The organism is Cohnella sp. WQ 127256, from assembly GCF_024519285.1.
GTDB lineage: Bacteria > Bacillota > Bacilli > Paenibacillales > Paenibacillaceae > Cohnella.
In genome coordinates this window covers 246,586-260,057 of record NZ_JAMZCY010000010.1, presented here as the reverse complement: position 1 = coordinate 260,057, position 13,472 = coordinate 246,586, and the positions used below count along the sequence as shown (strand labels likewise).

Genomic DNA, 13,472 nt, shown 5'->3' with positions numbered 1-13,472 from the left:
ACCCGCTCCATTTTTTGGTTTATCCTCTATTAATAACATATATTTACTCCAATAATCCCCGTTCTCTTGCGTGCGCAATCGCCTGAGCTCTTCGTTTCGCCCCGAGCTTACCATATAAGTTGAAAACGTAACTCTTGACCGTACCTTCCGTTAACCCAAACCGATAAGCGATTTCCTTGTTAGACAAGCCATCCGCCAATGCGTACAGCATTTCCATTTCGCGGATCGTCAGCGCATTGACAGGCGGCCGCGAATCTTGGTCAGACAATGTGGAAGCACTAACCATATCGTTTGATTCTCTAATCTGTTGACGCCAATGGTTGAATGATCTCAAATACACCATTCGGGCTATCATGAGATCCAGTACCCCCAGTGTCCTCGTAGAGAACACGCCAGGGAGGAGGTTATTCTCTAAATATAGAACAGACGACCACGACTGCCCCGGAAAAAGAACCGGCATACAAAGGATGGATAGCGGGAGACTGCGGTGAGTATAGGAATCCGTTATGCATAGGCTTCGCGAAGCATCACCCTGCACAACCGGTTCCCCAGTTCGGGCGACATAACGTACGACGCTCTCTACAAATGAAACCTCATTCCGAACATCCTTATGACTGCCCGCTAGCTTCTCTATCGTAAAGCCCTCTTCGTGACTGGTTAACAAGTATCCCTTCTCCGCACCCGAATAACTAATCGCCGATTCCAGGAAGCGATGCATTGCATTTTCGCCACTCCCCGCACTCATTCCTTCCAAAGTTTGTATAATAAACACATTATCGTCGTAGATTGTCGGTACCTTCTCGCGCTCCTTTTCAAATCCAGCTAATCCCTTAGCCGCCATTCCATCTTCTTGCGATTGCGATTCAGCATCGAAGAACCGCAGACCCGGGTAATCCTCTCGCAACCTTTGCGCTTTGCGGGTAGCCCCCCAAGCCGAATACGCAACGCTGGCATCCGCCATAAACACGTCCGCTCCGTTCCGGCTTCCCGCTTCCCTATAAAATACGGAAGCTCGTTCGCAAGCGATCGCTTCCATCAACCTGTCATTTTGGCTTCGCGCTTCAAGGATCGCATCATCGTACCCTTTGGCGGCAGCGAGTGAATTCCCGTCAATTCTGTGCAGCTCGGCCGAGACTAGCAAGCAGACCGAAGTATTCTGCCCATAGTACCCTGACCATTGCTTCATGACTCGCAATAACTTCTTCAGTCTGGCCTGAATGCCTGCGCGTTCCTCCATCGGCGCCTCGGCATATCTAGCGGCAAGCGTAAGCGCGTGATAAACATGTTGCTTACGAGCCTGCAACCAATTCTGTCTGGCGGTATTAAACGTCCCTTGTTCTATCCACTCCAGGGCTTCCTTGTACCGTCCGAACAAATAAGCAATCTCTATTTTACAGGTATAGATATAAGAAACTTCGTTATTCATAGTCCCCTTGAATCGATCGTTCTGCACCGGCAAAACGACTTCCTCGCCCTCGCCGGCACCACCCTGCAATTGGGCAATATACCATCGCAAAATACGAAAAACGTTCTTCGCGACCTCATCTAGAAGCTGCCTTGAGACATCTTCGTAATTCTTTATCCGTGCAGACAAAGTATGTAAATCTCCAGTATGAGCGATTACACACGTAAGCGCCGCTATGCTAACAAAGATCAAATTCGCGGATTCCATTCCATAACGCATCGATTGTTCGAAATGAGTAATACTTTCTTCCGGTTGGTCTAATAATCTAGCGATTCCCCTAAAGTAGCTCAGCTTGCATAACAAATCCGCACTTTCGAAAGATGACGCTATTCGTAAAGCTGCATCCATGTAATGAAGTCCTATTGGGGCGTCAACGATCTTATCTCTAAGAATGATGACACCGTATAACGCAAGGATATACGCAAAAGCCTCGCTACTTCCTTTTCCATCATTCAAGCTGAATCGAATGAATCTGGAAAATAACACGACGGATCGTTCAGAACTTAACGAAAATACCGATGTCGATATCGCCATGACTAGATTGGACATTGCAATGTAATGGGGATCATCACTTGGAATAAGCTCCGGTTCGTTAAGCATGCTAGTCAATTCGATCTGTACCAGGTGCATTTCTTCCTTGATTAGGGCATTGGAAGGTTTCGCCGGCAGAAGAAATCCGATTTCCTTAAGCGCCTTGAATCCAATAGCAACGGCTGTTCGATCTCTTTTGAGATAGGCATACATAGAGATTTGAATCAGGTAAATTCGGGAGCGCTCGACCACACCCACGGTGCGGAGCAGTAGCTGATCGAGCAACTCTTCCGCGCGGTCGACTCTTCCGCACATATATTCGCACACGGGTAACTCGAGCATTAAACGATACGCTAGCGAATTCTGCCCCTGCTCATCATTCTCGACTAGACGTAAACCTTTTTCCAACAAATTCTTGGCGGTGGCAAAAGCCGTGGAAGCTTGCGACTTCAAAGCGGCTTCGAGATTATAAGCAGCTAGCTCCCTCTTCTCCGCTTGGCTTGCCATTCGTTCGCTACCTAGATTCAAGTGATATACACGATCAAATATCCAATCATCCAGGCTATCCGATGCAAGGTTGCACATGGAACGTCCGATCTTGAGATGTAGATCTGCTCGTTGCGTTTCGTGAACTGTCTGATAAGCGGCTTGTTGCACTCGATCGTGCAGAAAAGTATAGCAAACCTCGTCTGTATCCGTTTCGCTGAAATCATTCTCTTGTGAGATTAATCCCTCTTCCGAGGCTACGCACAACAGCCTATTCGCATGGAACATAGAGTGCCCGCTCGCCGCAGCGACCATAGATAATCGAAACCTATGCCCAATAGACGCCGCTACAGCTAGCAGTTCAATGGTATCGGATGGCAGCATGCGAATGCGAGTACCGATCAAATGCAAAATGTCGGGATCTTCGGGCATACGCGTGACAGCGACTGTATCCCAAACCCAATTGGCCTGCTCATCGTCATAATATAGCTTTTTCTCACGGTATAAGCTATCCAGAAGACGGTGTAAATAGAGCGGATTACCACCTGTTCGGTGGTATAAAGACTCTGCTAACATTCGGATACGAGCGGAATTTTCTTTAACGATATGAGAGACGAATTGTCTCACGTCTATATAAGTTAGGGGATTCAGCGCAATATGCTGAACGCTAAGAGAGGCTGGCATTTTCGTCAGAAAGAATGAATTCTCTATCCATGAAGCGGCTGTTGCTCGGGAATCTTCAGATGCTATCCGGTGCGGAGCTGCCTCCTCACGAAATGTACCTATAAGGAGTAAACCATGTAAGGTTGGATCCAATACAACTGTACGAAGGGTATCCATCGTAGCAGAATCCGCCCATTGCAGATCGTCAAGAAAGATAACCAGGGGATGTCCGCTGCCCGCAAATATTTGTATGAAAATAGGAAGTAGCAGACGAAAACGAATGGCCGCTTCTGCAGGACCCAACAGCTCTACCGAAGGAAGTTTACCAAGGAGCTTCTCCGCTTCCGGTAAAAGCTGTGCAATAACACCCGCTCTGCGGCCTAATGCCTCCAATAACTGTACTTTAAGTCTTGCGACGGATTCTGGAGATTCGCTCCACACTTGTTGAATCAATCTTCGAAGCGCTTCCAGTATCGGCGAGAACGGAATATCCCGATTCATCAGCTCACATTTGCCCGAAATGAAGCGGCCACCTGCCCGTATAACCGAACCTTGAAGCTGATGAACGAGCGCAGTCTTACCGCTACCTGCCCCTCCAGACACAATGACAAATGTGCATGTATCGGCACGAGCTTGTTCCAGAGCCTTGGAGAGCTGAAGCTCTTCCGCCTCGCGTCCGAAGAGGCTATTCGGGAGCTGAAATCGGCTATCATCGTCTGCACGGGCAATCTCGAAAGGAACAATTCTACCTGTCTTTTCTATAGAAGAGACACATCGCTGTAAATCGACTATTAAACCGTGAGCGCTCTGATAGCGTCCCTCGGGCATCTTCGACAACAGCTTCATAATCATACCTTCGAGAGGGCCCGTAATTTCCGAACGTAGTTCACTCAGAGGAATTGGTATCATTGCCAGATGGGCATGCACCCATTGTTCCATACTCTGTGCTCGAAATGGTAGGCTCCCAGCAAGCATTTCGTATAAAATCATCCCTAAAGCATACAGGTCGCTACACCTCTCGGGAGTACGATTGATCCTGCCTGTTTGCTCTGGAGAAAGGTAAGCGTAATCGGTTATTCGAGTATCGGTAAGCTCGACAAGCTTTCTCTCTAACTGAATTAGAACGCCTGCCGGGTTCAAATTGCCGATAATCGTATCCCTTTTGTGGTAGGTATAGACCACATCCGTCAGCATTAGGGCGATTTGCAGAAAAGAAGAAATATCGATTGGGGTTCCATTCATCAATTTCCGTAATTCGATTCCTTCCATTGGTGGGATGTTGTCCAATCCTCCTTCGTGGCCCATTCATACTTATATAAATACTTTTATTGATTCTTCATCATTTTACCATTAATTATTAATAATGTAGATCGTGATGGTGTCGTGTATGGAGTTAGTTGATATCATATCGAATCAACGTTCTTACAGCCAATTATCTTTGTAATCTGTTTCTTTGGCATGCTTTATCTCGAGCGCGAACTTAAAGTTTTCTTTGAGGTTCATTAATGGGCTAATCTTCCATGATAAAATGCAAGGAGGAAAATCGCTATTTTTTATCAAACTATGGAGGAAAATCGCTATGAAAATCAATGCTGCATCTGCATCATCTGACTCGGACAAGTGGAAGGATGTTAATGAGACGACATTTGCCGCTATGGGAATTAATGATGTCACAGCAGCTAATCTATCCGCCGTCCAATACTATTTAGAAATCAGTGCAACGCCGTATCCAAGAACAGTTGCTCAAATTCAAGCAATTGTTGACGAGACTATTCAAGAAATGATGGTAAATGCAATCTATGCCTATTTAACTCCTCTCGGTGGAGGATCTCCCCCTACCGTAGAAGTATTCGCTCGCGCTGGTATCACCGGTGTGGACGCTTCAAATTTAGCTGCTATCTTAGATGAACTTAGTTGGGCCTATCAGGAAGCGAAGAACAATCCGTTTGGAACGCCTATGTCTACTAAACAAGATATTCAAGACGTTGTTGACTCTTCTTAACCCTATAAGGATTAAGAAAGGTCATAATCGTAACAATGCAAAGGGTTTTCTTAGTCAACATTGAGTTGATGGCAGCTCTCAATCGAGAAAATAATATACCTAAAAATAGCGGCGTAAGAGAGGCAAGGGATTACTTCTCATAGCTATAAGCTATTTGAATCTCCAGTCGAACTGGGGGTTTTCGTTTACAACGAAATGAAGGACGCCCCAATCAGGCGTCCTTCACAGATACTAGCTAAGTGAATCAAACAACTTCTTCAACTGTGGGTTAAGCTCAAGTTCCCGTTACAACGCACTTCTGGCAACTAGCATATAGCCCGTCCCCCGAATCGTAACAATTCTCTCCGGATTGGCAGGTTCAGCCTCGATCTTTTTACGCAAATTACTGATGTGTACAGAGACCGTTCTCGTGTCCTCTAGGCTATCCGTTCCCCAAGTAAACTGAAACAACGCATCGACACGGATGACACGATTCACGTTTTGTGCCATATAGGACAGTAGACTGAACTCTTTGTTCGATAATAAAATCGTTTCACTCCCCATGTTGACGGTCTGTGCGTAGAAGTCCAGCGTCAAACCAGTAACTCCAGCAGTTGTTCCCTTCTACAGTTCAGCAATCTGCTGTTCTTGCTTGGCGATTTGTTGTTGAAGTTCTCCCGGGGCAAGGGATTCCGCTCGTTTCTCCGTACACATGCCGGGCTCACAGCAGAACAGCCTACTCCGAGGGGAGTAGGCTGTTCTGCCAGTCTGATCTGTCAAGGTTGATGAAAGTACGGATCGTATTTCATTACGGTCAGATTATAATTATTGCTTGTATTGGAAGAGTAGTACACATAAATGCTGTCGCTGCTGTCTATGGCGATATTAAGGATCCTTGGGACCTTGGCGGAGAAGCCGGCATTCTCTACGGGGTTCCAAGCTGCGTTCTCGTATTTCATCACAGTCATCCTATCGCCTTGTGTAGAATCTTGAAAAGCAACATAAGGAATACGGTTGCTGTCAATGGCGATACTTACGGGAACACCCCCCCCCCCATAATACGCCTTGACAGAAGGTAAGGTAGTGCCTACAGGCTCCCAAGCGGAGCCCGTATATTTCTCCACGCGACCTCCACTACCAGTGATATAAAACTTATAAGGTACGCCATCTGGATCAAGCGCGAATGAGACATGGAAAGGAACCGGTAATTGAGTTCCTTCGGGATCTATATCCTTCCGAACATACCCCTCGCCCTCATACTTCACCACAGCTGTTCTACTAGTATCACTATAATCGGATAGTGTAAACGTATAGAATACATATGGGGTGTCGCTTGGGTCTAACGCGATGATTGTTTTATAGCTGCCTGTTCTAAAGCTATTGGCCTTAAAACGATCTATCTGCTCCCAATTGCTATCTTTGTACTTCACCACATTGAGGTAGAAGGTCAAATCGGCCGAAACCTCATCGATATAAGACATATAAGGAGTTCCAGCCTTGTCGAAGGCAATAGAAGCGCCGAACCCCGCTTTTGTTATACTCCCTACGTCTTCCCAAGTGTCTCCGATATATTTCTTCACGGATAGCCTTGAGGAGTTACCATAATAAGCAACGTAAAGCGTGTCCCTGCTGTCCATGGCAAGCGTTATTTCAAGCTTTTTTGAATGATTATTATCGTTGGGAGTGAACCATGCTGCGGCGGGTAAATCGCCAACGGCCCGCCACTCGTCTTCCTCGTATTTCATCACGAATACCTGCAATTCATGGATATCATAGGTATTTCTATTCACATAAGCAACATAAGGAGTACCCTGGCTGTCGAATACGATATTTGACGCCCTCTCCAAATCCTTATCTTCCACTTCACCCAAATCTAGCCACGATGTCATCGACCACTTCGCGTACAGGGTGATGTCTGACATCACCGGCGTCGTGAAGTCGTAGACGAGCGTCCGTTCGGGATCGCTGTACCAACCCTCGAACCTGTAACCCATCCACCTCGGTGCTTTAGAAGGTGCTGACCATAGTTTCTCGCCAGGATTCACCGACCGACTCTCTACGGCTGACCCGCCGTCGCTGTCGAAGCTCACGGTGAATTTGTTAGATTTCCACTTCGCGTATAATGTGAGGTTACCCGTCACCGGCGTTGTGAAGATGTAGCCGATCGTCAAGTCGCTGTCGCTGTACCAACCGAGGAATGTATAATCGGTCTTCGTCGGCACGCCAGGCGTCGCAGCCGTGCCGCCATATTCCACCGTCTGGCCGGCTACATTCGAACCGCCGTCACTGTTGAAGCTGACCGTGTAGACTTCCGTCCACTTCGCATATAGCGGGAGGTTAGCCGTCACCACTGTCGCAAAATCGTAGGCTGTATTCAGACCGGCGTCGCTGTACCAACCGACGAACTTGTAACCGTTCCTCGTCGGTGCGGCAGGCGCCGTAGCCTTGCCGTTATATTCCACCGTCTGGTTAGCCACCGCCGACCCTCCGTTGCTGTTGAAGCTCACCGTGTAGCTGTTCTTCGTCCACTTCGCGAACAGCGTGAGGTTAGCTGTGATCGGTGTCGTCGAGAAGTTGAAACGGTTCGTCAAGCTGCTTTCCCTGTACCAGCCTTCGAACATATGACCGGTCAGCGTCGGTGCGCCGGGCGCCGTAGCCACGGCTCCTTCCTCTACCGTCAGAGCAGCCACTGCCGTGCCGCCGTTACTGTTGAAGCTCACCGTGTAGTTGTTTTTGGGAGCAATCGCCCACTTCGCATACAAGGTAAGGTTAGCCGTCACCTTCCTCGCTTCGAAGTCATAGAGGCTCGTCAAGCCGCTGTCGCTGTGCCAGCCTCCGAACACATAGCCTTCCTTCGTCGGCGCGCTAGGCGCCGTAGCCTTGTCTCCTTCGTTTACCTTCTGGTCAGCCACCTCCGACCCTTCGTTACTGTCGAAGCTCACCGTGTAGCTGCGCAGCCACTTCGCGTATAATGTCGCATCCGCCGTCACTACCGCTGTCGTGAAGTCGTAAGCGCTGGTCAGAGCGCTATCGCTGTACCAGCCGCCGAACACCAGATCGTCCTTCGTCGGTTCAGTCGGTTCGCTTGCCTGGAAGCCATAACCTACCGTCTGGTCAGCCACCGCCGACCCGCCGTTGCTGTTGAATCTCACCGTGTGGTTGTTCAGCGACCACTGAGCGATGAACTCGACAGCCCTTGCGGGCATCGTGGTCAGAGAAGCGGGCAACCATCCCGTGAATGCCTGCCCCTGCCGGGTCGGAGCGCCAAGGTATAATTTCGTCGTTGCCCCGAACGGTACGTCAACGATCTTAGTCGCTACGCCGGAGCCATTGTAATTGATCGTCATGGCGTAGTTATCGCGCTTGTAGTACACCTTCAGCACCGTTGTGCCTCTGCCCGCGATCGGAGCCGCCAGCACCGTTCCCGGAACGCTGTCGTCGAACGTAAAGCCCTCATAGGACTTGGTCGGATTCGTCAGGCTCGCCACGGTATCGGTTGTCCCGCGATACGATTCCGTATCCGCAACCGTATAGGTGTCGCTTCCGATATTTTGCAGCAAGTATACGACCTGGTAAGGCGTGTCCTCTCTCGTTGTCCACTTCGCAGTATAGGTGGTGTCCGAAGACGGCATCGTACTTGGAGCATCCGGCAACCAGCCGGCGAACGTATATCCCGGTCTTGTCGGCACCGGTATACGAGCGGCGATGTTCTTGCCGATTGCTTCCGTTAGCGAACTTCCGGGCGCACCCGCATAACCCCCTGCGAGGGTCATCGTGCGATTCGCCGGATAGTAATCAAGCCTGACAACTGTCGAGCCGTCACCCTTGATCAACACGCCGCTTACCGTACCGTCCTTATAGCCTATACCCTTATACCTGTCCGAAGTGATCTGAATTTCCGTACCCGTTGTTCCGGTTCTCTTTTCCGTATACACAGGGGAAGTCGCTGTTTGGGTATTCGGGTCTATCAAATAATGTTGAACGGTATACGGCGTATTCGTGTTCGGGATCCAGTGCGCGTACAGCTTCTGATCCTCCCCTGGCATGACACTCGGAATCGTCGTCTTCGTGCCGCCGGAAGCAGCCGTATACCAGCCGTCAAACGTGTATCCCGGATATACCGGGGTAGTCGGTCTGATCGCCGCATTATAAGGTGCAACGATAACCTGGGTCACTCCGCCATTCTGAGGGTCCAGTTGGAGAGTTTTGTTGCCCGCATTGGCCATCCAAATCACCGGAATCGTGCGCTTGAGCGGTTGGGACGAGAACGACAGCGGCGCTTGCCCCTTCCATGTGATGACCAGGTAGCCACGGCTCGTCTGATGGCTCGTGTTGATCACTTCGATTGTCATTTTCTCCTTAGTCGTCCTGCTCATGAAATTCCAATCGCCGCCCAATTGGATGTCGAATAGATCATTTCTCAAGCCATACTCCAGGGTATCCGTGTTGCCTGTCTTCAAATCAAACGTACTCATCGAGAACAACATCCGCGGCACTTCCATGAATGACGCAGAGCCCGCCAAGATCAGCTCGGGCGCTTCATCCTGCGAATAGGCAAAGTCGACAACAGGCTTCTGCTCTCCAATCGTGTACAGCGGCCATGTGTTCTCGTAGATCGGCACCTTGGCCGAGAGCAATCCGTCACCTAATTGGGCGCCTGCTGCGCTCTCCAAATAAATGCCAATCTCTACATACAGAGCGCCCTTTGACCGGGTGGTCTGAACCCCGTTCACTTGCTTCAACTGATAATAGAAGTATCCCCACAGATTCACATACGCACCGGCTTCGATGGACAGCCCGATGCTATTCAGCTTAACGCTTCCAATCCCCGCTTTAAGCTCCAGAAGAATGCCCGCCCGCAATCCGAGCGCCCCCATGACATAGAAGGTAAACTGGTAATTACCGTCACCCGGCAAGCTTACGGTGCTGCTCGTGCCTGTGAAACTAAGCACGCGCACGGTAGCCGAGTAGCGCTTAGCCGTCGTATAGTTGAAATCGGTCCCGATCGTCAAGTTTACTTTGGCGCTGACAACGAACTCCGCTGTAAATTGGATTTCAATGAGACCTTTAAGCAAGCGCACCTTCTTCTCGAAGAGCTTTATCTTGATTAACGGAACCCACTCCGTATCGTTCTCCATCATCTCTTGATACTGTGCCTTCAATACCGCCGAGTCTACTGACGTATCTTGCACACCGTCGATTAACGCTTTCATCTCTGTCGCGATGTCACGAATATTGCCTAGCTTGCCGCCAGTAGCTGCTTTATCCCAGTCATCCAGCGCATCCTGCAGCTTATCGTGTTCGACGGTGGCCATCTTCGCCGTAATGTTGATCCCGGTATACGTATAGGTATCCAGATCAGCGGTGACACGATAGTCACTCGGGTAGGGTATGCAGAGAACCCAGACGCATACCTCATCCCAATGCGTCTCCCCATTGACGCTGAGATTCAAGCTGATCTCTTGAAGGAATGTACCGGTCATATGAATGACAAGGTCGCTTTCTTCATGGATCCGTATGACAATATCGGCTCCTATTTGAAGCGAAGCGCTGACTCCGGAGGTTTGTCCGGCAATATTCTTCACCTTCGTACCAAGTGAAGGCACGACGGTCAGATTCTCCACACTGACTTTGCTCCCTTTGGAGGCCGATAGCATTCTCACTTCCATCTGTGACTTGAATGCTTCCGTCTCCATGGCCAGGGTAGATAGATAATTCGCCGCTTTATCGACGAATCCGCTGGCTATCGCTTGCTGCTTAATTTGATCCTCGAGGTACGCAATCTCCTCATCCGACAACAACTGACTGCCGTCAATCTTCTGCTTCTGATAGACGTCGAAGACATGCACGATATCTTCCTCTGTAGCATCGGTATAAGTAATGATATCCATCTCTGCGTCGGGCGTGATCGACGTAATGCGTCCATAACCGATTACTCTGGCTTCCTTTCCGCCAAATTCACCCTCATAGAAAGCGATAAAATCGCCCACATCGACGGTGGTGAGTTCATCCAAACCTAGCGGCGCATACAGACTGTCGCTGTAGTTCATCGCGGTGTGCGCTACCGTGATGGAGTCGTTGTCCGGGTCTTTGTCCGTATCCGCCTCTACGCTCACAGGCAGAACATCCGGCCTGAACAACACTTGCTTGGCATCCGCGTGACCATAGGTGTAGGTTGTACCGCTCACCGCTGTGATTTGGACATAGGCGACATCGCCATCTTCTTCACCGGTTGTTTCTAACGTGCGACGATCGGGGCGAACCCCTTCATAGATGGCGACGGTATCGCCAACTTGAAGCTCGAGGATTCCGGTATACGTGAACGTTCCGCTGCTCGCATTCGCCGCGGCGAGACCGGTCTCGCTGCCGCCCACCGTCGTCGTGATTACCGGAATCGCAGGCGAACCTACATCCGCGCCATTCATCATCATATCCGTGACATCCGCGAAGGGCAGATATTTCATATTCGGATTGAGCGCAATGTTCATGACTTCTTCCTTGGCAACGCTAAAAACATAGATGCTCGTCGTTGCATCTTGATCTTGGAAAGACAGATTGTCGTCCGTCAACGTCAGTTGATAGGTGTTGCCTTCTGTGAACAGACCGTCATCGGCTGCGGACGCTACCGTGAAGAGACCGTTCCCGCCGGTGACGGTAATCCCCGCGAAATCAGGGTTAGAGGTTTCCTCGAACGCCATCCCCGCTTTTACCTCAGACTCGGTCAGACTACCGGTCTCATCGAGGACAGCGATGGTGAAGCCCGGAGCGACATCCATCACAGAGTAGCTGGGATTGCTCTGTACGGAATTACTCACGCTATCTATATACTTCGCATACAACTTCGTATCCGCGGTAACGGAACTGCCTTCCGCGAAGATGAGCGATAAATCGCTGTCCCTAAACCACCCTTGGAAAATATACCCTTCCTTCGCCGGGGCAGGCAGTTTACTCAGCGCTTCCCCTCCTCGTACCGTTTGGGCAGCTACCGCCGAGCCTCCTTTACTGTCAAAGCTCACCGTGTAGTCGGCAAGCCACTTGGCATACAACGTAATGTTGCCCGTAACCGCTGCCGTAAAACCGTAGTAGCTTATCAAGTTGCTATCGCTGTACCAGCCGCCGAACGTATAACCTGCCCGCGTTGGGGCGTCGGGTGCCGCAGCCACGGCGCCTTCTTCCACCGTCTGGTCAACCACTCCCGTACCACCGTTGCTGATGAACTTTACCGTATAGCTATTTTTTTTGTCAATCGACCATTTTGCATACAAAGTGATATTACCCTTCACCACAGCTGTTGTGAAGTCGTATGCGATCGTCAAGTCGCTATCGCTGTACCAGCCGCTGAACACATAACCGTTCTTCGTCGGTGCGCTAGGTGCCGCAACCTTAGCGCCTTCGTTCACCGTCTGGCTAGTAACCGCAGTACCTCCGTTGCTCTCGAACGTAATTAAATGCTGAGAGTCATTGATATTGCCGCCGTTGTTGCCGCCGCTTCCGCCGCTGCCTGAGCCACCGCCGCCCCCGACCCCGCCGGGTCCAGGTGTCGGTATCGGCGTTGGTGTCGGCGTTGGTGTCGGTGTCGGTGTCGGTGTCTCTTGATTCTGATTAGCCCACGCCTCCACAACCGCGTTGATGCGCATAAAGAGAGCAGCCGCTTCCGCACGAGACGCTTGTCCATGCGGGTTGAAGTTGCCATTGCTATCCCCGGCGAACAAACCTGCTTGCCACAGCTTGACGACCGCGTCAGCCGCCCAGGAAGAAACGTTCGCGAGATCGCTCGGCTTCGTAGTTAAGCGATTGCTAGTTTGATAGGGAATCTGATAGCTTTCAAAATACCGCAAAATCAGCGTCGCCATCTGCTCTCTGGATACGGTTGCATCCGGAGAAAAGTTCCGACCGCCCGTTCCGTCGGCAATCCCTTTCTTGACCGCCCACGCTACATATGGCGCATACCAAATCCCCGCCTGCACATCGGTAAAGGTCGAGGCGGAATATTCGCTTACATCCACGCCCGCCATTCGTCCAAGCGCCGTCACATACATGGCGCGCGTCATCGTTCCCTTGGGCGAGAAGAGACCGCCACCCGTTCCGCTGAATATACCATTCTTCTGGACATAGGCGGCTGCATCATAGAACCAGTCCGTTGGTCTAACGTCCTGGAATCCGCTTGGTTCGGCTGCTGCCAGAAGCTCGGGCGTTATCGTCTGTTGTACCGGCAGTTCGGCCGCTGTCGCCTGCTGCACCGGTAGTGACGTCACCACCATGCTGATAATCAGCATCCACGTTAAAATCCGTGATTTCAACTTCCAAACTCGTTTTGTTGCCTTCTTCACACTCATTCATCCCTTC

Annotated in this window: 4 protein-coding genes; 1 reads left to right on the top strand and 3 read right to left on the bottom strand. The window is 50.4% G+C overall.

Annotation, left to right across the window (positions count from 1 at the left end; genetic code table 11):
- Positions 1–43: 43 nt before the first annotated feature.
- Entirely contained in the window at positions 44–4,432 is a 4,389-nt protein-coding gene (locus tag M1K58_RS25975) for an AAA family ATPase (protein ID WP_256761794.1), read from the bottom strand.
- A gap of 292 nt (positions 4,433–4,724) precedes the next feature.
- Between M1K58_RS25975 and M1K58_RS25970 the strand changes: the two genes are divergently transcribed.
- A complete protein-coding gene (locus M1K58_RS25970) occupies positions 4,725–5,147 on the top strand; it encodes a hypothetical protein (protein ID WP_256761793.1) in 423 nt (140 codons plus the stop codon).
- A 285-nt stretch (positions 5,148–5,432) separates the two neighbouring features.
- On the opposite strand, the gene M1K58_RS25965 is transcribed toward M1K58_RS25970, so the two are convergent.
- A complete protein-coding gene (locus tag M1K58_RS25965) occupies positions 5,433–5,723 on the bottom strand; it encodes a winged helix-turn-helix domain-containing protein (RefSeq protein WP_256761792.1) in 291 nt (96 codons plus the stop codon).
- 179 nt (positions 5,724–5,902) lie between these two features.
- A complete protein-coding gene (locus M1K58_RS25960; RefSeq protein WP_256761791.1) occupies positions 5,903–13,456 on the bottom strand; it encodes an InlB B-repeat-containing protein in 7,554 nt (2,517 codons plus the stop codon).
- Positions 13,457–13,472 lie beyond the last annotated feature (16 nt).